The sequence below is a fragment of the Flammeovirgaceae bacterium SG7u.111 genome (assembly GCA_034044135.1).
Taxonomy (GTDB): domain Bacteria; phylum Bacteroidota; class Bacteroidia; order Cytophagales; family Flammeovirgaceae.
In genome coordinates, this window is sequence record CP139021.1 from 5318717 (window position 1) to 5342130 (window position 23414).

At 40.3% G+C, this 23414-nt stretch carries 20 protein-coding genes; 6 read left to right on the forward strand and 14 right to left on the reverse strand.

All coding sequences use genetic code 11. From position 1 onward, the window contains the following. Positions 1-178: 178 nt before the first annotated feature. From R9C00_20660 to R9C00_20705, 10 genes are all read right to left on the reverse strand, one after another. A complete protein-coding gene (locus tag R9C00_20660; protein ID WPO34115.1) occupies positions 179-892 on the reverse strand; it encodes a hypothetical protein in 714 nt (237 codons plus the stop codon). 319 nt (positions 893-1211) lie between these two features. Beyond that, positions 1212-4583 (reverse strand): fibronectin type III domain-containing protein, encoded by a 3372-nt coding sequence (locus tag R9C00_20665; protein WPO34116.1) that lies wholly within the window; start codon positions 4581-4583, stop codon positions 1212-1214. 158 nt (positions 4584-4741) lie between these two features. Next, positions 4742-7135, reverse strand: a complete 2394-nt coding sequence (locus tag R9C00_20670; protein ID WPO34117.1) for a T9SS type A sorting domain-containing protein — start codon at positions 7133-7135, stop codon at positions 4742-4744. A gap of 253 nt (positions 7136-7388) precedes the next feature. After that, entirely contained in the window at positions 7389-8816 is a 1428-nt protein-coding gene (locus tag R9C00_20675) for a M56 family metallopeptidase (protein WPO34118.1), read from the reverse strand. Positions 8817-8823: 7 nt separating this feature from the next. Next, positions 8824-9195 (reverse strand): BlaI/MecI/CopY family transcriptional regulator, encoded by a 372-nt coding sequence (locus R9C00_20680; protein ID WPO34119.1) that lies wholly within the window; start codon positions 9193-9195, stop codon positions 8824-8826. A gap of 235 nt (positions 9196-9430) precedes the next feature. Then, positions 9431-10012 carry a YdeI/OmpD-associated family protein gene (locus tag R9C00_20685; GenBank protein ID WPO34120.1) on the reverse strand — a complete coding sequence of 194 codons (582 nt, stop codon included), beginning with the start codon at positions 10010-10012 and terminating at the stop codon, positions 9431-9433. Further along, a complete protein-coding gene (locus tag R9C00_20690; protein ID WPO38783.1) occupies positions 10005-10967 on the reverse strand; it encodes an alpha/beta hydrolase in 963 nt (320 codons plus the stop codon). The genes R9C00_20685 and R9C00_20690 overlap by 8 nt, the downstream gene beginning before the upstream one ends. A gap of 79 nt (positions 10968-11046) precedes the next feature. Next, on the reverse strand, positions 11047-11736 hold the full coding sequence (locus R9C00_20695) for a YafY family protein (GenBank protein ID WPO34121.1): 690 nt from the start codon (positions 11734-11736) through the stop codon (positions 11047-11049). 423 nt (positions 11737-12159) lie between these two features. Then, positions 12160-13854, reverse strand: a complete 1695-nt coding sequence (locus R9C00_20700) for a sodium:solute symporter family protein (protein WPO34122.1) — start codon at positions 13852-13854, stop codon at positions 12160-12162. 54 nt (positions 13855-13908) lie between these two features. Then, positions 13909-14166, reverse strand: a complete 258-nt coding sequence (locus R9C00_20705) for a DUF4212 domain-containing protein (protein WPO34123.1) — start codon at positions 14164-14166, stop codon at positions 13909-13911. Between the two features lie 134 nt (positions 14167-14300). On the opposite strand from R9C00_20705, the gene R9C00_20710 reads away from it, so the two are divergent. Further along, positions 14301-14753: a hypothetical protein gene (locus R9C00_20710; GenBank protein WPO34124.1), complete on the forward strand. Its 453-nt coding sequence runs from the start codon at positions 14301-14303 to the stop codon at positions 14751-14753. A gap of 251 nt (positions 14754-15004) precedes the next feature. On the opposite strand, the gene R9C00_20715 is transcribed toward R9C00_20710, so the two are convergent. Together R9C00_20715 and R9C00_20720 are read right to left on the reverse strand one after the other, a co-directional pair. Further along, on the reverse strand, positions 15005-15214 hold the full coding sequence (locus R9C00_20715; GenBank protein WPO34125.1) for a hypothetical protein: 210 nt from the start codon (positions 15212-15214) through the stop codon (positions 15005-15007). A 265-nt stretch (positions 15215-15479) separates the two neighbouring features. Next, positions 15480-15653: a hypothetical protein gene (locus R9C00_20720; protein WPO34126.1), complete on the reverse strand. Its 174-nt coding sequence runs from the start codon at positions 15651-15653 to the stop codon at positions 15480-15482. A gap of 114 nt (positions 15654-15767) precedes the next feature. Between R9C00_20720 and R9C00_20725 the strand changes: the two genes are divergently transcribed. From R9C00_20725 to R9C00_20735, 3 genes are all read left to right on the forward strand, one after another. After that, positions 15768-15917 (forward strand): hypothetical protein, encoded by a 150-nt coding sequence (locus tag R9C00_20725; GenBank protein WPO34127.1) that lies wholly within the window; start codon positions 15768-15770, stop codon positions 15915-15917. Positions 15918-16077: 160 nt separating this feature from the next. Further along, complete coding sequence (locus R9C00_20730; protein WPO34128.1) at positions 16078-17784, forward strand: sodium:solute symporter; 1707 nt, start codon at positions 16078-16080, stop codon at positions 17782-17784. 120 nt (positions 17785-17904) lie between these two features. Continuing rightward, on the forward strand, positions 17905-18705 hold the full coding sequence (locus tag R9C00_20735) for a hypothetical protein (GenBank protein ID WPO34129.1): 801 nt from the start codon (positions 17905-17907) through the stop codon (positions 18703-18705). A 10-nt stretch (positions 18706-18715) separates the two neighbouring features. Here R9C00_20735 and R9C00_20740 read toward each other — a convergent pair whose 3' ends face one another. Continuing rightward, positions 18716-19267 (reverse strand): GNAT family N-acetyltransferase, encoded by a 552-nt coding sequence (locus R9C00_20740; protein ID WPO34130.1) that lies wholly within the window; start codon positions 19265-19267, stop codon positions 18716-18718. Between the two features lie 139 nt (positions 19268-19406). After that, positions 19407-20999: a sulfatase gene (locus R9C00_20745; protein WPO34131.1), complete on the reverse strand. Its 1593-nt coding sequence runs from the start codon at positions 20997-20999 to the stop codon at positions 19407-19409. A 465-nt stretch (positions 21000-21464) separates the two neighbouring features. Here R9C00_20745 and R9C00_20750 point away from each other — a divergent pair, with 465 nt between their 5' ends. Together R9C00_20750 and R9C00_20755 are read left to right on the forward strand one after the other, a co-directional pair. Beyond that, the gene (locus R9C00_20750) at positions 21465-22277 is read left to right on the forward strand and encodes a DUF1080 domain-containing protein (protein ID WPO34132.1); all 813 of its coding nucleotides are present in this window, start codon (positions 21465-21467) and stop codon (positions 22275-22277) included. Positions 22278-22355: 78 nt separating this feature from the next. Then, on the forward strand, positions 22356-23396 hold the full coding sequence (locus R9C00_20755; protein WPO34133.1) for a lactonase family protein: 1041 nt from the start codon (positions 22356-22358) through the stop codon (positions 23394-23396). Positions 23397-23414: the final 18 nt, after the last annotated feature.

The window sequence follows — 23414 nt, forward strand, 5'->3', positions numbered from 1 at the left end:
TGTTCGATAACGCCTTGATAAAAAACGTAGGGAGTGAATAGCATCTTACTTTCCTTGACCTACGAGCCAAGACCGATTTCTAAATTTATATTTTACTTGGCGGAATTTCCAAAATCCGCTGAACTTTCGGATTGCAGATCAGCCCAATGTTTTTTTATCTTTTGTTGTAAGCAATATTTCATTTTTTCACTCTTTTCACAAGATACAGACCGTCCTTACTATCAAAGCAATGGTACAAGTTGGGGGGGAATGATTTTGTGGTATCCAAAACTACTTTTCTGAACCCAATATTTTCTGAAATTCTCAAAGAATCATTATATGTAAGTGATATGTCTCCAAAGCTGTTAAGTTCAGCTCCGTTAAGTTGATTGTAATCAAGAAATTCAATCAACTTCACCAATCGCTCAGCCTCGTTAGATGACAAAGTATCAAAAGGCGTTTTGTCCTGTGTACCCCATTCGGAAAGCTCCTTCAATTTAACCTTTTGTAATCCCCTTTTAGTAAGGTGTTGGAAGTGACCTATTCTTGCCCAGTTAAAGTTGAATTGACCATATGAATCAGAATATTTGTCAATAGAATAACTAACGGAACCATGGTCACGTCTTGTTGGTAACTTCTTCAGAATGTTCTTTATCTCGATTATTGAGTCTCGCACAGCGGAGTTCGAACTTCGGAAGGTTAATTTATTTGCTTGAGGAAGTCGTTCAATTTTTTTTGATGTTTGATACTTGTCCCAAACTACTCTAATGGCAAAGATCAAAGTAAAAGCAACCGGAATAGCCAAAACACCGAACTTCGCCTTTCTACTTGTTCCTGAGAACAACGCAATGCCGATTGGAATTACGTAGAAAAGTAGGACTATAAAGGGTAATATTAGGTATCCAACTCCCATTACTTTTTATTGCTTACAACATCCATATATCAATACAATTCCTTATACCCGCCGTAGTTGGGAGGGAATCAACACTGTTCCTGCTCCATAGCCGCGGCTGTTATTTTTCTCATGAGCTGAATTCTTTTTTTATTTAAAAAAACATCCAACACGATATAAATCTACAAAAAACTTAGTTTAGATGAGCGAAGCTAGTCTTGGATTTTAACATTATAGAAAAACCTCCACGACTACGGCCGTGGAAGTTACTCAAATGAATTTCTATAGAGATAGCTTACCTACAAAGTTTCAAAAATTAGGAGCTTTATCTAGTAACAACTCACTCCTTCACCATTTTTCGCATGAAATACGAATCGCCAATGCTCAGCTCCAAGATATAAAAACCTTGGGGAACTCTTGACAAATCGATGCCTATTTGCGGTTGGGCAGGCACACTTTTTTGCTCTATGACAGTACCTGCACTATTTTTTAAAGAGTAATTTACTTCTTTGCCTAGCTCTTGAGGCACTTCTACATATAAGCTTTCCGAAGCGGGGTTGGGATAGAGGAACACCTTCTCTTCCAGTTTGCTGTCTTCAAGCGAAGTAACCAAAACATTTACCACATTGCTAGGCGCAGACACCGCTAGGCTATTGACCGCCCGTATTCGATAAAAATAGGAACTACCAACTTCTATTTCCCAATCGGTAAACCCTTCGGTATCCGCAGGTTCTGAAACTGTTGTCATATTGTTAAAAAGGTTGTTTGCCGCACGCTCTATAAGGTAATTGGTCTCGTTGTCGGCATTGTCCTCCCATGTGAGAATTGGGTGATACCCATCTCCAAAGCCGATGCTCAGGTTAGTAGGAGCATTAATTACCTCTTCCAGTGTTTTTACTCGGACCACATTACTGAAGTCAGATAAAATACCGTTGTTTTCAGTCCTTACCCGGTAATAATACGTAGTATTGTCGTTGAGCGCCGTATCGGTAAAAGAAGTGGCATTGGCGGGAAGAGAAAATTCTTTGAAACTGGCAAAAAAACTATCGTTTCCTCTTTCTACCACAAAACCTGTCTCTTCATCTGACCTATCGAGCCAGCTTAGGTTTACCGAAGTTTTGGTTACCTCCACCGCTTCCAAGCTATCGGGAGCATCGGGAGGGATGTTGTATACCAAAGTGTTCAGCGTGGTGTTGGTCACTATGGCAGGATTGAAATCGAAGTAGATGTATGCCGTATTCTCAATTTTGGTAAAATCGGGCAACTCGGCCTTGGGCATCGCCTTGTACATCACAAAACCATGGCTGGCAGGTTCGTTCACGTTGCTATCGGGTAGATGGATATCGTCAAAAGCAAACACCGCTTCCCCAAATTTATTGATATGCGTCCTTACGGCGTGGCTGTTGCTCACCACCTCAAAGGTAGAAAGGTCGAGATTATCGTCCAGTTCGTCCCGAATTTCCACATTGAAAGCCGTGTCCGTCCCCGTGTTCTGGAACCTCACCGTGTATTCCAGGTACTCGCTCATCAGCGTATAGTTCTCCTCCTTAACGCCCACAGGGGTAACCAACTTGTCGTTGGGGTCGTAAGCGCACGTCAGCTCTGTTTTTGTACTTTTGGTAGCAGGAACAGTCTCCAGCGGGTGAGAGTAAAACAAGCCGTTCCGAAGTGTATCGCCCATGTGTTCCACACTGGGAGCTCTCAACTTGATTTTAAAAACCTCTTTTCCTAGCGGAGCAAGCGCAGTGTTCCAAAGCAATGTATCTCCATTTATCTCATCGGGTACAGGGTTGGCCGTCTCATAGGTAAAAAGAGAATCTTTCACAAACCCCACTTTTCCATTTTCGAGTAGAAAATCTCTATTGTTTTGAACCGTTACATTGTACTGCACTTCAAAACCGCACCTTACCCTTGGAGAGTTGATGTAAATAGATGCCATAAATGGTTTCTCTACTAAAGCTTTTACACCAATGTGAAAAACCGTATCTTTTTCACCATTAAGAATAAAATTGTGAGCAGGAGTTGTAGCTTCCCAATAGTTCCCTTTCAATAAATCAATAGAATAAACTCCATAGGGAACTTCAAACTCAATATTCCCACTCGAATCACTTATTGCTATTTCATTTTCAGGAAATAGCTTCACATTTATTTTAGGTAAAGCCCTTTCATATTCATCCCAAATTCCATTTTCGTTTTCATCATAAAAAACTATTCCTTTGACACTTGATAATGTATCTTCAGATTCAATAGCTAACGTAATATCAGAAAAAGGACTAAAAGCTTCTCCAAATTCAGCCCTGAGCACATAAAAATAATTGGTGTCTGGAGAAATAGGTACTCCTCCATTATAATCTATAAACGTTGTGTCTGTCCCATCTACCTCTCCTATCTTTTCAAAATCAACTTCATGGTTGGGAAAGTCTGAACAACTCAGATCAAAATTGGGTTCTTGCCCTTTTAATCTCCAAATACTCATTTTATTGGAACCTTTACTCTGATAGGGAGACCAAGATAGATGAAGAGTCTTCTTTTCACCCCCCATAAGTGCAGTAGGAACTGCAGGTGCAGTACCTGGGAATACTCTAAAACTCCATTGTTTAGAATCTTTAGAGAATTGATTCCCCCGAAATGCTCGAACCTTTACGATGAATTCAGTTCCTATTAACTCTTCAGGAGAATCAGTATTAATTTCAAAATCCAATACATTGTGGTATCCTCCTATATCTACTTCTGTCCTTTCAAATATTTTGATTGCACTATTATTAGTAAAGTTACTTTCATAGGTATAATAATCAGCATTGCTAATTTTAATAGCTCCCAACATTTTACTTTGATTAGTGATACAAGTATTTTCTAAAAAACCAACTCTCGGATCACTATAAGTTGGAATTTCATGATGATCATCTATCGATATAAATTGCATATCGAAATTAATACTACTAACGAGTTTGCCATCCTTCCATTCATCAACATAAAACGCAAAATGAAACTCTCCAGGTTCCGATACATCAACAGTGATCTGTCCACTATTTTGATCAATTTTAAATACTTTAGTCAAATCACCATTATGAAAAGAAGAATCATTCGGAAAGAGATAATCAGAGACCTCAATACCTGTCCCCGTTTCATTTATATCTTGTTTGGGTGTGGTTAACCTAAAAGAAATACTATCTTCATCTAGATCATAGATAAAAGGGTTTAGGTATTCTTTTGTTGAATTCCTTGCATAAAACCTAGGTGTAATAGCTGATAAAGGAGCACTATTTAATATGGTAGAACTCTCAACGTAAAAAATAGACTGAACAAAAAAAGCATTATTACCAGACGAGGATATATTTTTTACGCCAGGAGCCCTACTTTGTTCATAAAAACTCACCTTGTACTCTCCTTCAGTAGAAAAAGTATATGTAATAGTATATTTTAAAAACTCTGTTTGCGAATCTACTGGACTGAAACCTAAGGATTCAGGCACTACAATTTCAGCTAACACTTCTTGTGAACCATTCCATATCTCCATTTCACCAAACTGGGGCGGCACTCCATCCACGTCTCTGTATATATAAACATTAAACTCATATGTAAGCCCACTTATATGTTTTCCTGTGAGATATCCTCCACGGATATGCGTGGCATTTGCTTGAAACGTTAATAATAACAGGAAAGAAAGCACAAATAGCTTGAGCTTTGGTTTGAGGGTAAAGTCCTTTTTCATTGTTGCTGGTTTAGAGTCAATTAATGCTATATTCCCTAAAAGTAATGTATGTCTGATTAATTATAAATTATTTTTTTGTTAAAGCTTCTTTTTAAAAATTAAACCCTCCACGCCTAATGGCGAGGAGGTTATATATTAAAAGCCCCTTGTTAAAGAACTCACTCTTTCACCAGCTTCCGCTTAAAATACGAATCGCCAATGCTCAGCTCCAAGATATAAAAACCTTGGGGAACTCTTGACAAATCGATGCCTATTTGCGGTTGGGATAGCAAGGTTTTCTGCTCAATCAACGAACCAGTCGCATTCCTGAGCGAGTAGCTCAGCTTATCTCCAATACCTTGGGAAAACTCCACATACAAGCTTTCCGAAGCGGGATTGGGGTAGAGTATAACACCTTTTTCCAATTGGCTATCGTCAAGCCCGACGTAGATTGGGTCACTATTGCAAACACCAACATGGAAGGGTACTTCCTTATCTAAAATAGGATTGGAGAAGAAAATAGCATTTCCTGAAGTCTCGCCTATAGTGGTTATTCCCTCCGTATTGAAAGTCATACTTATCCGCTTAGTCTGATATGCGGCCAAGTTCACCCCCTCCCAAATCAAACTATCTCCTTTTTGGATATCGGGAGCTAGTGTAGCATCTACAAAAACCAATCGCGGATCTTTGACAAAACCAACCATCCCACTTTCCAAGTTCTCAGTACCATTGTTATAGACAAAAAGGTCATAATCTACTGAAGATTGGCAGGTTTCATTGAAAACAGAACCTGACAATAGAATAGAAATATCTTGGTAAGATGGCACTAAAGCCAAGTTGAAATCAACAGTTTCTTCCTTGTCTAAAACAACCCAATTATCTGAATTAAGCAACTTCCAATCAGGGGTTTGTTCGAGTCCTATTTGATAAAGCCCAAAAGGTACTTCAAATTCAAACTCACCCTTCAAATCACTTGTAGAGTTTTGCCCCGTAGGCAGAAGAGTGACTTCAATACCCTTCAGTAAGCTTTCTCCATCATCTAAAGTATCATTCCTGTTTTCATCGTAAAAAACCGTACCTCTCAACGTAGCAAAATTGTTATCAGCACTTGTAGCAAGAGCTATATCAGAAAATGGGCTATATAGCTCTTCAGCTTCTGAATAAGTTGCCCGAAGGACATAAAAGTAAGGCTGTTCACCGAAAGGCATCCCTCCATTTTGATCTATAAATACCGTGTCTGTTCCAGCTACTACCCCTATTTTCTCAAATTCCATTTCTATTTGTTTACCCCGCTCCAAACAATTTGTACTAAAAATCGAGATATCGCCACTAAATCGCCAAACAGAAACTTCGCTAGCCGAAAAGCTTTGGTAAGAATCCCAAGAAAGAATAACAGAATCTTTTTGAGCCGTAAATTCAGCATCGGGAGTTGCTGACTGAGAGCCCGGACTTAAGTGGAAATTCCATTCTCTGGAAATAGTTTCATAGCCACGATTAGCCGTTATATTAATAGTGTAAATAGAATCGGTTACTTCTTCTGCGGGAAAGCCAGTAAATACCAGCTCAAAAACATTGTGATAATCCTTAATATCAGCTTCTACTTTTTCTGTAAGATGGATATACGAGGAGTTTTCAAAATTGGTAGTTACTTCAAAAGTATCGGCGTTTTTTATTCTAAATGCCTCTACCCTACTTTCATTTATTCCAAAGCAAGTTTCTTCATTGAAAGAGATAAATGGTTTGGCAAACCTATTGCTATTCGAATCATTTGAACTTTCTATACTTACAAACTCAATATCTAAACATACCGAACTTATCTTCACACCATCCCGCCATTCATCAGCATATACTGCATAGTAATATTCACCAGTTTCTGGAACATCGATAGTCAATATACCCGAAACGGAATCTATTTCGAATACCTTACCCTGTTCTCCTTGTTGGAAAGTGTGATGATTTGGGTAAAAATAACTGTTGACATCAATATCTTCCCCAGCATCATCTACACCTTGCTTGGGTACAACCAACCTAAATGACAGGCTATCTCCATCAACATCATAGGGAAACAAATTGAGCTTGGTGCTAGTGAAAGCAAATAGTTCACCCATAGGCACTAAAGAGAACCTAGGGGAAAAATTTTCTTGGTACATAGGGCTTACCTTGAAAACAGATTGGATATAGAATGGAGTTTGCCCAGAGGCCAACATATTCCTCACTCCCAGATTTCTATTTTGCTCATAATAACTCACCTTATATTCTCCTGCCGAAGGGAAGACATGCGCAACCGTATATTTCAACAGTTCGATTTTTCCATTTGCAGTAATCCCTAACGATTCTGGCTCAACCAAAGTAGGCGTGGCAGAAGAGTGCCCAAATTCAAAAAGCCCAGATTGGGCAGGAACCCCATCCATATCTCGATAAAGGTAAACCGTGAACGTGAAGCTAAGCTCGCCGGTTTGTTCTCCGGTCAAGTATCCTCCTCTAATATGGTTAGCATTTACTTCAGCAAGCGTAAACAAAACCATTAGTGCAACAAAAATTAGTGCATTTCTCCGAGTGCTTAGATTTTTCATTATGTTTTTAGGATTTAATCAGTTTATAAAAATGACCTGCTAGTTGGGCTTTCAACTATAAAAACATTGCCCTTTATTTTGCCGATTACTGATTGCACAATCTTGGTGAGTAGTTAACCAAATAGAGGGAGGCTATATAAAAAAGGTTGCAACGCCCTGTTATAAAAACAAAGAAACCTCCACAAACAAAGGTCGCGGAGGCTCATCTACTATAAATATAGTTAGTTGGGACAAAAAAACATTCCTGAATTATCTAGTAAGGATATGGCTTAGTTATCATACTGATTTTTGCCCCTATGGCTTTTTCAAGCTCTTCCAGTTTGAAGCTAGCTATGTGCTTATCTCTTCCTGTAGGTCTAAACACTGCTCCTATTGACATGGTAATGAACGTTTCACCTCCATTCATTTCATCTGCCCTGAAGCTAAATAAAACGGGGTCATCCATAGGGTAAGTTTCTTTCCTAGCTTGCGGAGTACTAGCATCTACAATGGTGATATATTCTTTCCCATTTTCCTTTACTGTTCCCCAATATTCATTATAGTTTTCTTCTATTTCCTCTATAGACAATTCTTTACCTAATGGATTTTCACTCGAAAAGTCGATGCTATATGCTTGGAGATTTCCTTCTTTTAAAGCTTTTGTTATGAGAGAAGGTAATTCCTTGTTTGCAGCATTATTCTTTTCTACTAAGTCATAATTCGCAAAGTTCGAATGGGGACGAGTATACCCAAAGAGTTCAAATTCTTTGAGTTGCATTTGATTGTTCAATTGATTGGAACAAGCTCCCACTATTGCCAAAAAGGCAAATACAGGGAGGGCAAACAACAGCTTACTCTTGGCTAAAAGGCGTGGTTTTGATTTGTGCATCATCATGATTCTCGATTTTAAAATGTTTATACTGAAGAAATTATTTGCGAGAGGAAGAGCGTTGGATTGTAAAATTTCCTCCACTAGTAAATTTGCATAAGCTTCTTTACCGATTCCTGATTTCAGGACGTAGTCATCTGCTAGGTATTCATGCACTTTTCGCAATTCATTTTTGTACGCATAGCAGGCAGGGTGAAACCAGAAAGCAATACTGACAAGTTCAGCAAAAATTATATCGAGCGAATGCCATTGCTTGACATGAGCTTTCTCATGCAATATGATTTGAGCTGCATCCTTAGTTGCCAATTCTTTCTTGTTCAAGAAAATGATATTGAAAAACGAAAAAGTAGGGTAGCTATCAGGCAAGTCAATTTGACAATAACCTTCTTTTCTTTCCAATTTGTGCCTACTTATCAACTTAAAAAGAGAGAAAAGTGACTTTGCAAATAAGAAAAGTGAGATAGCACAGCCAGTGAGGTAAATGTAAAAAACTAATTGTTGCCAAAAGAAAGTTGACTCAACTTCTCCAAGTTCTTGAGACGCAGGATTGAGATTTGTTTTTGGTAAATTTTCTGTGATGAAAACAGTGATTTCATTACCCGAATCAATAGAAAACTGGTTGTTATCAAACTCAATTAACCAGACTAGCGGCAAGGAAATGGAAAGGATTAGCGTGGAAATCAGATAAACTCTATTGACGACGAAGAATGATTCTTTTCTGAGAAAGAAAATATAGAACCCATATAAGATCAATAAGGAAATGCTGACTTGAATAATGTAGCTATATTCCCCGAGTAGTTTCAAGTAGTTCATAACATGTCTATTCTTCTGATTTTTTCTCGTTGATAAGCTTAATGACTTCATCTAGGTCTTGGATATCAACCTTCTCCTTTTTGGCAAAAAAGGATACGAGTTTACCAACCGACCCACTGAAATATTTTTCTAACATAGAAAAAGCAGCAAATTCGCTGTATTCTTCTTTCGATACTTTTGGGAAGTACAAATGAGTATTTCCAAACACCTTATGGTCTACGAACCCTTTTCCTTCAAGCACCCTTATCACAGTCGAAACTGTGGTATAACTCGGCTTTTTATCCCCTTCAAACTTTTCGAGGATATCTCTTACGAATGCTTCTTTCAACTCCCATAAAATCTGCATTACCTTTTCTTCTGCCTGTGTTAATTCTCTCAAACCTTTAAAATTTAGATATCTACTATTTTTATAGTTAATCAACTATTTCCATAGTAACTAAAACTATACCAATCGACTTAATACCCTAAATAAATTGAGGAAAATGTTTTATTGAGCACAAAAAACTCGAAGACCCGAGGTTTGTGGCTCACAAACCTCTTTTTGGAACAACAGGGCTGTGTATCACAGCCCTAGGGGTAAATTGATTTCTCTTGGACAGGTACTTAAAATATTCTCACCTAAAATGTTTGGGCTTCAAGTTTTTACTTGCACTTTCTGCTACTTCTAAAATCCGCTTTTGTCTTGTCTCTGCCCTTTTAGCAGAAATGACCCAGTACAACAACATTTTTTTAATGGACTTACTTAGACTTTCAAAGTATTCCATGACGCCTTTGTGATTTGCCAATTCTTCTTTTAAATCTTCTGGAATTACAAGTGCTTCAACTTCATCTAAAATTGTCCAAGAGCCATTCTGTTTAGCAATTTCTATACTGTCAAAGCCTGCTTTTGCCATTAGGTTATTTTGGATGAGTTTGGCAACTTTCTCTTTGTTTATTTTTGACCACATACTATTAGGCTTTCTTCTGCTGAAATATTGCATATACCTTTCTTCGTCAATGGTCTTTTTAGTGCTATCTATCCACCCAAAGCAGAGTGCTTCATCAACAGCTTCACTCCAACTAAGAGAAGCAACTTTTGTTGATGACTTAAAATAAACAAGCCAAACGGACTGCGCTGACTGATGATTTTTTTCTAACCATTTTCGCCAATCTGTTCGGCTTTTAGGGCAATATGTTTCTATTTCCTTTTTAGGCATTATGTCGTCCTAACCATTTTAAAATAGCTTGATTTGTTTCTTCTGGAAGTTCTTGCTGAATACAATGACCACAATCCAAACTAACCACTTCCACATTAGGAACAAAATCTTTTAGGTTTTCAGATTTCGGAATCATATCTCGTTCACCATATACCATAAGGGTCGGTTGTTGAATGATAGGGTTTACGTCCGCCAATAAATGCCAGTTTCGATCAATGTTTCTGTACCAGTTTATACTTCCTGTGAATCCTGATGACTTGAAGGCGGAAATGAAAACAGACAGTTCGCTGTCGCTCATTAAGGACTCTCCAAGTGTTTTTTCTGCCCTTGCAAGATTAATCATCAACATTCCTGGCTCAGGTGGTGCGGGAGGTACGTTTTTTCGGAACAAATTACGAATGAACTGAGATGTGTTTTCATCCAATATACCGTCTGCTACTCCTGGCTTTTTATTGAAGTGCACAAAATAAAACTCTTCGCCAAATATTTCCTCCATGAACTCAATCCAAGGTTTTTCTCCACGTTCTTGATAAGGCAAAGCCAGATTGATTATTTTGTTTACCCGTTTAGGATGCAATTGAGCCAACCTCCATACCACATTTGCCCCCCAATCATGACCGATAAAAGTAGCGCTTTCGTATTTGTAGTGATCAAGAAGTGCCGCAAGATCTCCAGTCAAGCGCTCAATGTCATAGTCGATTACTTCAGTCGGGCAAGATGAGTTACCATAACCTCTCTGGTTAGGAATGATAACGTGATAGCCAGCTTTGACAAGAGCTGGTACCTGATAACGCCAAGAAAACGCATGTTCAGGAAAACCATGACAGAGTACGATAGGTTTTCCCCGATTTTGTTGACCTGCTTCAAACACTTCTAGCTCTATACCATTGACAGAAATCATAGTAGGCTTTGGAAACTCGGTTGGGTCAAACCCAGTGTTAATTACGTTTTTCATCATTTTTATTGCTTCAAAATTAATATGATGCAAACGTAAATCTGCCTTGTGACAACCCATTGTCAAGGGTCAAAAAGAATTAATGATATTTGTCAAAATACTCTTGTAAAGTCATATTATGAGGCTCAAAATTTTCTGATAAAATTTCCATCTTTTGAATTCTGTCTGGTCTAAAAAACCGAAACCCATTACGCAAACGACACCATGCAACTAAATACCAATTCTCGGAATTCAATATGGCAAATGGCTCTATCAACCTAACTGATACAGCATTCTCTTTATCGATGTATTCTATTTTAACAAGATTGTAATTGGTCAATGCATTTTGCAGATCTGATAAATTGTTACTACTCCTTTCTTGATGTAAGGCTTCGTTATATTGGGTTCTATTAGCCAATAAATTTGCTTTGTCTTTGATACTATATCTTAGAATTGATTTTATTTTATCTATTGCTTCCGAATAATCCTTTACAAATGAGGCATCCTTACTTTTCAGCACTAACTGTTCAGCAAGAATTAAGGCGTTTGCTTGTTTTTCAGTAAACATCACAGGTGGAACTTTATATCCATCCATTAATGTATAGCCTTTCCCTTCTTCGGTCAAAATAGGGACACCTGCACTCTCCAATGCTTTAATATCTCGGTAAATTGTCCTTTTGCTAACTTGAAATTTTTGGGATAATTCAGAAGCAGTAACAATTCTTTTCGTCTGTACTTGAATTAAAATTGCTGTTAATCGAGATAACCTATTCACTTCGGAATATTCCATTTTCTAATGTGCTTACTTTTTTTTCAAATGGCTTACAACATTCATATATCAGCATCCCCAAAACCTGAATGGATATCAACCACTAGTGTTGTAATTTTCTTTAATGGGTCAAATTCTCTTCTCTTGCTTTAAACAGAAAAATACACGATTCAAATGTATGAAAAACTTTATTTGGAGAAATGAGGTTCCATAAATGAGCGTTTACAGCGAAATAGATAAAGTTTAAACATGCCCTGAAGTAGTCGAAACCTTTTCTAATCTCCAACATCTAACTGAACTGACAATGAAACTTAGGGTCAAAAATAGTTTCTCCAAAAAAAGAAGAAAGCTGGCGCGAGCGTCTCGCTCGTGCCGAAACCATAATTTCAAGCATCTGCTTGAATTGACCCTAAGTTACCGTGTCAATTCATCTTGCCTCTAAAATCAAGCTTCAATGCTATGTGCCTCACCAGAATGATCAGGCAAGCGAATGTTCTCCACTAAGTCCCTAATCTCTTGCGGTGGAGCTGGCGTAAACTGCATTACGATCATAGCTACCACGAAGTTTACGATCATCCCTACCGTACCTATTCCCTCGGGTGAAATACCCAAGAACCAGTTTTCTTCTACATTCAGCTCGGGGTTCATAAACTTGAAATAAATGATGTATGCCGAGGTGAACAGCAAGCCGACGACCATTCCAGCAACCGCTCCTTCCCTGTTCATCCGTTTGTTGAAAATCCCCAATATGATGGCGGGAAAAAAGGAGGATGCGGCAAAGCCAAAGGCAAATGCCACGGTGGCGGCTACATAGTCGGGCGGGTTCACACCAAAATGCCCTGCCAAAATTACAGCAAAGCCTGCGGCAACCCGTGCAGCGATCAGCTCTCCTTTTTCCGAAATGTTAGGGGCTAGCTGTTTTTTTATGAGATCGTGAGAAACCGAAGAGCTGATCACGAGCAACAGCCCAGCAGCCGTGCTGAGGGCAGCGGCCAAACCACCAGCAGCCACCAGGGCAATAACCCAGTTGGGCAGGTTGGCTATTTCGGGGTTGGCAAGTACCATAATATCTTTGTCAATGGTCAGCTCGTTTTCCGCAGCATCTCCTACATATTTTATCCTCCCATCTCCATTTTTATCGTCAAACTTTATCAGCCCCGTGGTTTCCCACTTGCTAAACCATTCGGGCATTTTTTCATACTCCCCATTGTTCACCGTATTGATCAGGTTTGTCCTTGCAAAAGCGGAAATAGCTGGAGCGGTGGTATAAAGGATCGCAATAAAAATAAGCGCATAGCCTGCCGAAACACGGGCATCTTTCACTTTGGGCACGGTAAAGAACCGAACGATAACGTGTGGCAAACCAGCGGTACCAACCATAAGGGCAGCGGTGATGCACAACATATCCAACACGCCCTTGCTACCTTCGGTGTAGGCGGCAAAACCGAGTTCTTCGTGCAAGCCATCTAGCTTATCGAGCAAATACGTTCCGTCTTCCAGCGACCCTCCAAAACCCAGTTGGGGGATAGGATTGCCCGTCATCAAGATAGAGATGAAAATGGCTGGCACCATAAAGGCAAAAATCAGGATACAATATTGGGCAACTTGGGTGTAGGTGATGCCTTTCATCCCACCCAAAACAGCATAGAAAAAGACAATGATCATCCCGATAATTACCCCCGCAGTCACATCCACTTCCAAAAAGCGGGAAAATACCACGCCTACGCCACGCATCTGCCCGGCTATGTAGGTAAAAGAAACGAAGAGGGCACAAACCACCGCTACTGTTCGGGCGGTGTTAGAATAATAACGATCGCCCACGAAATCGGGCACGGTAAACTTGCCAAACTTCCGCAAATAAGGTGCAAGCAAAAGTGCAAGCAACACGTAGCCGCCCGTCCAGCCCATGAGGTACACCGAGCCGTCGTAGCCCATGAAGGAGATCAGCCCGGCCATGGAAATGAACGATGCTGCCGACATCCAGTCCGCAGCAGTCGCCATGCCGTTGGCTATGGGGTGAACACCACCACCTGCCACATAAAATTCGCCTGTAGTGCCAGCTCTACTCCATATGGCAATGCCTATATATATCAAAAAAGTTACGCCTACTATGAGGTAGGTCCAAATCTGTACGTCCATTTTATAGAGGGGATTAAAAAGTAAAAAGATGTTTTTTGGTTTGAGGGGAGGTTACTATTCGTCGTAACCGTATTTTTTGTCGAGCTTATTCATGAGCCGGACATAGACAAAAATCAAGATGACAAAGACGTACATTGCCCCTTGTTGGGCAAACCAAAACCCAAGTTTGAACCCTCCTACTTTTATGCCGTTGAGGAAATCGGCAAATAAAATCCCGCATCCATAAGAAACGAAGACCCACACTCCGAGTAGTATGAGCAAATAGCGCAAGTTAGCTTTCCAGTAAGCTTTTGGCTTAGAGTTGTTTTCCATTTTCAGTGATTTACTTTGGTATTTATGTTATGTAAAAAGTTCTTGAAAAATAAGAATAATTTGGGGGGATAATAGAAATTAGGACCGTTTTTCTTCCTTTTACAGTAAACATGCTCTAACCTAAACTCAGCTCGATGCCTTTTTTGTGGAAAAAGACGACATTTTTAATCGCTCTAGTCTTATTACTTATAAGCTTGTTCCTTTTACTGATAGGTTCTGACCTTCTGCTACTTCCCATCTTATCGTACCCTTACCTCCCCATCGGCACTTTGGTGGCTTGGATTGCCGAAATCAGCTTCCCTTTCCTCTTCTTGTGGACGGCAAAAGCATTAAACCTTTCTCTCGAAAAAGGAGGAAAAGCATTTTACACTCTTGTAAAAATGGGTTTACTCAACGGGCTATTGTTCGGAATTATAGGATATCTTTTGATGGGAAACTGGGCTTTCAACGGGGATGCCTCTACTGCGAGTGGGGCACAACGGATGTTGCTATTTTGGATAAACTGTGCACTGCCTGCAGTTCTTCCATTACTTGGGTTACTATGGCTGACATTCAGGAGGCTGGTCTGGTCACTTTTTAAACTTTAACATTTCAAGATGCTCCGCCATCTTACCACAGACAAAAAGAAGTTTTCAAAATCAAAATAACCTTACCAAGAACCAGTAGATGGAGCTGTAGGGTTGGTATTATACTTCTAAAAATGAATTAGGGACAAGGGTTATCATTCAACATTTTAATCCTACCGGGGCTGAAAAGTATGTAGGTAATAAGCTAGTTGGCACAAAGGGGCATTAATATGCCCCGGACCGGATTAAAAATTTCTTTTCTAAGAGATGGACTAGTCGCAGAAAATCGCCTCTACCATGTTGTTGATGCTCACATTCTTGCTTCTTTCTAGCACTTTCACATCTTTCTGGCCTGTGGTGATGTTGGTAAACGTGCATTCATACACACCTTTGTCTTTCAAAATCAAGTCTAGTTTCCAATCTTCGATCATACCATTTTGGATGTAGCTATGGCAAAGCTGTTCAATGTTGATGTTCTTCATATTCGTACACTTTAACGTTGGAAAATATTAAAAAATAGTTTTTTGGCAAAAATCTTACTTAAACCTTTAGAAAGATCTTTCTTGTAAGCTTCTGTTAATTTAACACCGATAAAACCAAAATATATCCGTCCGTTGGGATTTGTTAAGAAAGTACTAGGATTGGATTCTATCTTTATAGATGTAAGATTTTGGGAAAAAGCGCCCAATATATTAGGTAGGTAATGATTGGAGTATGGGATATTGTAACTTTGGGAGTAAATTGGACTTAAATGACTATCCAAGAGCCTACACAGGTGATACTGATAAGAGACACAAGGCAAATTGTTGCCCATTTAATAATTCTCATGGTTTCTTCGTGACTGAAAGCAGGCTCTACTATCGGGCCTCTGTCCCTGGAATCAGAAGAACCATCGGGAAATGATCCATTGAGGTAAGACATAGTTAAATCTATTTTAAAGTTATGTATATGTAATTTTTTGATTTGATACTTAAAATTACCTTGTTTGTGGTATTTATGCCATTTTGCTTAAAGATATTAGCTTAATAAATCAAAATGAAAGACAAACCTTACATAGACGAGCATAAACAAGATGAAGCTCCTCCTTCTTTTGTAAAAAGCTGGAAACAACTCTATACCATAGTAATAGGTGAATTGATCGTGCTGATCATCCTATTTTATTTGTTTACCCAATACTTTGCATAATTCTGACTCAGAAATCAGGAGCACGAAGGGGAAGGTGTACCTGCGTGGGCAACAATGCACCTACCCAATGCCTAAAAAACAAACTTTATTTTCTAACAATCAGCGCCTTTAAACCAAGCAAACAGCTTAGCAAAGCTGATACTTACAAAATTTAATCTATATGGAAATACTCGACTGGATTGTGCTGGTGGGCACTTTGGCTTTCATTGTGGTGTACGGATCGTGGAAATCTCGGGGAAGCAAAGACATCAAGGGATATTTGTTGGGGGGAAAAGAAGCAGGATGGCTCACAGTCGCACTTTCCATTATGGCTACCCAAGCCAGTGCCATCACCTTTTTATCTGCACCAGGACAAGCTTATTCAGATGGAATGCGCTTTGTTCAATTTTATTTTGGCTTACCTATAGCCATGGTGGTGCTCTCCATGACCGTCGTCCCATTTTACCACCGGCTCAATGTATATACCGCCTACGAGTTTCTGGAAAAACGCTTCGATGTGTGGACTCGGACACTTACAGCTTTTCTTTTCCTCATGCAACGAGGACTGGCCGCTGGTTTTACCATCTTCGCCCCGTCGCTCATCCTTTCTTCTCTCTTGGGCTGGGACATCAACCTCACAAATGCCCTCATCGGCATAATGGTAATAGTTTACACATTCACTGGAGGGACTAAAGCAGTAAACCAGACGCAAAAATACCAAATGGTCGTGATCTTATTTGGGATGTTCATAGCGGGGGTGCTGGTTGTTGAAATGCTTCCCGACGAAGTTTCATTTGGAAGTGCGATGAAGATTGCGGGAAAAATGGGCAAGCTCAATGCAGTTGATTTTGACTTTGACCTCAGCAGCAGGTACAATATATGGACTGGGGTGATCGGCGGATTTTTCTTGGCCCTCTCCTACTTTGGTACGGACCAATCGCAAGTACAACGCTACCTTTCGGGCAGTTCGGTGAAGCAAAGTAGGCTGGGCTTGCTCTTCAACGGTATGGCGAAAATCCCGATGCAATTCCTTATCTTGTTCATAGGGGCGATGGTCTATGTGTTTTATATTTTCCATCAACCTCCTGTAGTGTTCAACAAAGTATTGCTGGAAAACACCCAAGAGACGGCTATGCATGACGAGCTGTTAGCCGCAGAAAGTGCCTACATAGATGCCTATGAAGAAAAGAAGAAAAGTGCTTTTTCGTATGTAGATGCATTAGAGGAAGGAGATGATGCAAAGACAGAAGAGGCCATAACACATTTGAGAGCCTCGGATGAAGAGATGAAAAAGGCCAGAGAAGAAGCGAAAACAATCATTGAAACAGCCGACCCTTCTGCCGATACCAACGACATCAACTATATCTTCCTCACTTTTGTGATCGACTACTTGCCCACGGGAATTGTAGGGCTGCTCATAGCCGTAATTCTCTCGGCTTCTATGTCGTCCACCTCAGGAGAATTGAATGCCTTGGCCTCCACCACACTGGTAGATATTTACAAGCGGCTGGGTAAAAAGGAAGCAAGCGATGCGCATTACCTCAAAGTTTCAAAATGGATCACGGTGTTTTGGGGAGGGTACGCCATTCTTTTTGCTATGTACGCAAACCGCCTTGGCAGTTTGATAGAAGCGGTAAACATCTTAGGATCATTAGTGTACGGAACAATTTTAGGAATTTTCCTTACCGCTTTTTATGTAAAAAGAGCAGGTTCGAGGGCTACATTTATAGCAGCAGTGTTGTCCGAAGCAATTATCTTGTTCTGTTACTTCCACCCTGCCATCAACATCCCATATTTGTGGTATAATGTGATTGGAAGTATTTCTGTGATGATCTTTGCCCTCATTATCCAGATGATGAGAGGCGGAAGTGGTCATGAGGCAGTGTAGCTCCACTTGAAAGTTCTTGACAAACCCCTTCTGGTAGTCGACCGGAAGGGGTTTATTTTTATATAGAAATCTAAAAAAGCTTAACAGTATGCATTTTTATTGGTTTTATAGTAAAAAACCATGGACAACAGCAAACCAACCAAAAGATACATTTTACTAAATATTATAGGGTTCATAGCCACTATCGTACTCAACGGACTGGCAAACGCCCTGCCCCTCAATGGGAAAACTACAGGTGAGCTTTCCGATGCCTACCCAAACTTGTTTGTACCTGCGGGTTTTACTTTTTCTATTTGGGGTATAATCTACCTTTTGCTGCTCATTTTCATTGTTTACCAAATAAGCCTTTTGACCAAGAAAAAAGTCGATACAGCTAATTTTATAGGCAAAATAGGTGGTTGGTTTTTCATTTCTTCTTTGGCAAACGCAAGTTGGATAGTTGCCTGGCACTATGAACAGGTTGAAATATCCCTTCTCATCATGCTTGTATTGCTTGTCTCTCTTATTAAAATTTACCGATCGCTCAAAATCGGAGTTAGCAATGTTCCCCAAAAGGAAAAATGGATGGTACATGTCCCTTTCAGCGTTTATCTCGGCTGGATTACCATTGCGACCATCGCCAACACTACCGCTTTACTGGTGGACCTAGGCTGGGACGGTTTTGGAATAGATCAGCAATATTGGGCTAGCATAATGATAGGTGCAGGAATTATCATTGCCCTTTTGATGGTAGTAAGAAGAAAAGACCTCTTTTTCAACGCAGTAGTTTTCTGGGCAATTTATGGCATCTACGCCAAGCGTAGCAATAGCGATATATTACCAGACAGCTCTGTAGAAGCCATCTCGGTTATAGGAATGGTCATTATCGGTATTGCTATCCTTGCTTTGGCTGGTAAAAGACTGATTTTTAGAAAGGTTTAGGTAAAACACACTAATAATCCCGAGGGTCGTCTTCCAAGATACCATAGTGGTAATTATCTACCCATTGCCCGCGTATGGGAAGAATTTTCCTTCTGAGCCCTTCGCGGGTCATCCCTATTTTCTCCAACACCCTCGCCGATTTTGTATTGGCGGTAGCAACCCCTGCATCAATCTTATGCAAGCCAAACTCATCAAAACCAGCTTTTACCATCGCCTTTGAAGCCTCGGTAGCATAACCTTTACCCCAATAAGTGGGCAGCAATTTGTAATAGATTTCACCCATGTGGTATTTGTCTTGGGAAAGCGTAAGCCCAGCCAGACCAAGAAATTCGCCGCTTTCTTTCAGTATGACTTTCCATGTATAAAGCTTTCGGGGAGAGCTGGCTTGGCAAGTGATCCAAGGGGTTATGATCACCCTCGTCTCTTCTAAGTTTTGTGGGATTCCCAGCGTATTAAACTCATCTACCTCGGGGGTAGAATGTAGTCGATGGATTTCATTTAGGTCTTCCCAACTTATCTCTTGTAAGATCAACCTTTCTGTGTGCAAGTTTTTTAGTGCCATATACTAATATGACATTCAAAATGGTAAGAACAAAGGCAAAGAAGAAAATAAGCAGGCAGGAGTTAGATAAAAACAGAAAGCGCATGCAAATCAAGTATTTACATACGCTTTCCAAAGAAAAAAATTCAACTTTTTCGTATCAATCTTCCCAATGCGCTTCCACTATTTTTTGGATTTCAGGATAGTTTGCATCGGTTTCATCCAGCTCTTTGCGTTGGGCTTTCAGCTCTTTTTTTAGTTCGGCAATGATTTCTTTGTAGCGAGGGTCATTGTACCTGTTGTGCACTTCCTCAGGGTCATTTTTCAAATCATAAAACTCCCAAGTATGTGGGGTTTCTTTGCCTACTCCTGCATATTGCTTCCCCCAATAAAACTTGGAAAATTCTTCTTCGGGCAAATAATGCTTTCCATAGTAGAAAATCAACTTATAATCTTTGGTACGGACGCCGAAATGTGCCGGCACATAATGATGGATAATATGCATCCAATAGCGGTAATATGTCGCTTCTCTCCAGCCTTTTTCGTCTCCACCTTCCAAGGTTTTTACAAAGCTTTTTCCCTGCATATATTCGGGCGATTTACCACCAGCAAGCTCGATCATGGTAGGAGCATAATCAGCGTTATTTATTAGCAAATCAGTCACCCTGCCTTTATCAACCACCTTTGGATAATGGACTATAAATGGCATTCGCATAGATTCGTCGTACATCCAGCGTTTGTCAATGTAGTCGTGCTCACCGAGCATCATCCCTTGGTCGCCGGTGTAGATAATTACCGTATTTTCCCAAAGCCCTTCTTCTTTCAAGTAAGCGAACAAGCGCCCTAAGTTATCGTCTACCCCTTTCACGCAGCGGAGGTAATCTTTCAAGTATTTCTGATATGCCAAATGGGTACCAGTTTTCGCATCTAGCGAATCGCCAAAAAACTTCTTCACATAGTTACTGTGATTATTCGCCTGTTGGTTGCGCGGGGAAACGGAAGTACCAATGTAATCCAGCAATTCATCGTTTTTCCCCCTTGTCCCCTCCGAACCAAAATAGGGTTGGTTGTACATACTTGCCGGTTCGGGAATTTCCACATCTTTGAGGTACTCCTCGTACCTTGGCGCGTACTCAAACATATCGTGAGGAGCTTTGTAGTGGTGCATCAAGAAAAATGGTTTGGACTTATCCAGTTTTTTCAAATAATCGATCGACAGATCGGTGATCACATCGGAAGAATGCCCTTCGGTTTTCACCTCATTTTTAGGCCACTCTCCTTTGCCCTTTTCCCTAAAGCTAGGATTGAAATACTTCCCTTGGCTTGGAAGGACTTTATAATAATCGAAATTTACGGGTTCGTTTTTTAAGTGCCATTTCCCAATAATCGCTGTCGAATAACCCAACTTTTTCAGTTCTTGGGGTAAGAATTGCTTTTCAACATCCAGCGCTCCGTCCAAGTCCAGCACCCCGTTGGTTTGGGAATATTGTCCCGTGAGAATGGTTGCCCGGCTTGGTGTACAAATTGAGTTGGTACAAAAAGCGTTTTCGAACCGAATGCCTTCTTCCGCAAGTTTATCGAGGTTGGGCGTGGGGTTCAGCCCTGCCAGCCTGCCGTCATACGCTCCTATTGCCTGAGAGGTATGATCGTCGGACATGATGAAAATAATGTTTGGCTGCTTGCTTTGGCCAAAAGTATTGCCAAGCACGCATTGCAGGGCAATTGCCAATAAGATAATAATGTTCCTTTTCATTTTGTAATTCGTCGTTTTGGGTATTAAATAATGAAGATTTATGAATCTACTTGATAATTCAAGTCATGGAAAATTTTAAGATTGATAGTTAAGAGGTTAGATGCCAGAAATTAGAGGTTAGAAAAAAACAAAAACTCAAAAAGGGTATTTTTTCTAACTTCTAACCTCCAGACTCTAACTTCTCTTAAACACCCGAGGCATCGGACCGTCGAGGTGTCGAACTGCCATTAAGAACTTGCATAAAGTATAAAAGCTTCTTAGAAATCGATATTTTTTGGGTTTTGAGCCTGAATATGTAACTTATGTTTCTTAGCTTAACCTCTGGTAGAAATAGTTAAAAGTAGAGAATATACGTTAGATAAATTTTTTATATATAAATTTATATTTCAAATATAAAAACTATTTGCTATTAAAAAAAGGATAGCATCACCTCCTCCAAACCAAGTTTTAAAATAAAAAATTACGATGAAAAACAACATACTATTAATTTTAGCCGCCTTTATCCTATTAGCATCATGCAATTCAAAACCCAACACCACGGAAGAAGTTGCCGCACCAGAAAAAAGCACCGAGGAAACTTGGCAGATCCTCTTCAACGGCAAAGACCTCGATGGCTGGACGCCTAAATTTTACCACCACGAAGTTGGGGAGAATTACGCCAACACTTTTAGAGTGGTGGATGGCGCAATCCAAGTAAATTACGACGATTATAACGAGTTCAATGACCGCTACGGGCACTTGTTTTATAAAGAGCCATTTTCCTCGTACCACCTAAAGTTTGAATACCGATTTACCGACCAATGGCTGGAAGATGCAGCGAAATACACCTACCGCAATAGCGGGGTGATGTTCCACTCGCAAGACCCCAAAACGATCTTGAAAGAGCAAGACTGGCCCATTTCGGTGGAATACCAAATGCTGGCAGATGCGGGAGATGGCAACCCCCGACCTACTGGGAATATGTGCTCGCCCGGTACGGAAATATTTTTTGAAGGAGAAATGGACGCTCGCCACTGCGTCCAGTCATCCTCCGATACCTACGCTTGGGACGAATGGGTGAAAAGCGACCTTATAGTCTATGGAGATTCACTGGTAATCCACTTGGTGAATGGCGATACGGTTTTACGTTACACCAAGCCGCAAATAGGCGGCGGCGTGGCCAATGGCTTCGATCCGGCTATCAAAATTGATGGCACACCTTTGACTTCAGGCTACATTGGCTTACAAGCAGAAGGGCAAGGAGTGGAATTTAAAAATATCAAAATCAAAAAGCTTTAACTATTAACAAGGCATGTCTTGTTGGTACACCTTGTCAAAATCAACCAATTTAGTTCCACTATTTAAAATACCAAACCAATGAAACTATACGCAGGATCTTATACCGAATTTGTAGGAGATGGACTGGAAGGACACGGAGAAGGAATTTATGTATTTGAGTTTGAAGAAAGTGACGGCTTCCTAAAGTTGCTTTTTAAGGGAAAAAACAGGAACACTTCGTACCTTTCTCTTAACGAAGACAAAAAACTACTTTACACTTTTCAGGAACTGAGCGAAGACAAATCTCCCAAGTTGCTAACCTATTCCATCCAAGACAATAACTTGGAATTACTTCACGAACAAGAAATTGAAGGAGGCTTGCCTTGCCATTTGCAGAAGCTTAAAAACCACGATCTTTTGGCTGTTGCCTGCTACCAAACTGGGAATGTCGTCCTTTTTCCACTTGATGAAAAAGGGATGCCCCAACCAGCAGTTCAAAATATCCGGCACGAAGGAAGTAGCGTGAACAAAGTACGCCAAGAAGCCCCTCATGCCCACATGGCGTACTCCAACCCGCGCGGATTAGTTTATGTTCCAGACTTGGGCATCGACAAAATAATGGTTTACCAAGTTGTTGGGGGGAAACTAAAAAGAGTTGACCAGATTGAAGTTCCAATGGGACGAGGCCCTCGGCACATCGATTTTCACCCTTCCAATAAATATGCTTTTGTTATGAACGAGCTGACAGGCGATGTAAGCTTGCTCAAAAACGATGGGAGAAAATTTAGGTGGGAAAAGAATTTGCTGTCATTGCCCAAAGCTTTGGAAGAAGATGCCGCTTCTTCGGCAATAAAGGTTGACAGATCGGGACAATTCATCTATTGCGGCGACCGAAGCAACCATTGCATTTCCATTTTGAAGTTTGACATAGAAACGGAGTCCTTGACGCTGGCAGGAAACCAAGAAACGTTTGGAAAAACTCCACGTGACTTCACCCTTTCCCCATCGGGAAAATGGCTGATAGCCGCCAACCAAGACTCGGATTCTATCGTAGTATTTGAAGTGGACAAACAAAGTGGATTACTTACCAAAACTCATGAGAACAAAGAAGCAGCATCTGTGGTATGTTTGAAGTTTTGATTCTTGCAATTTCACCTT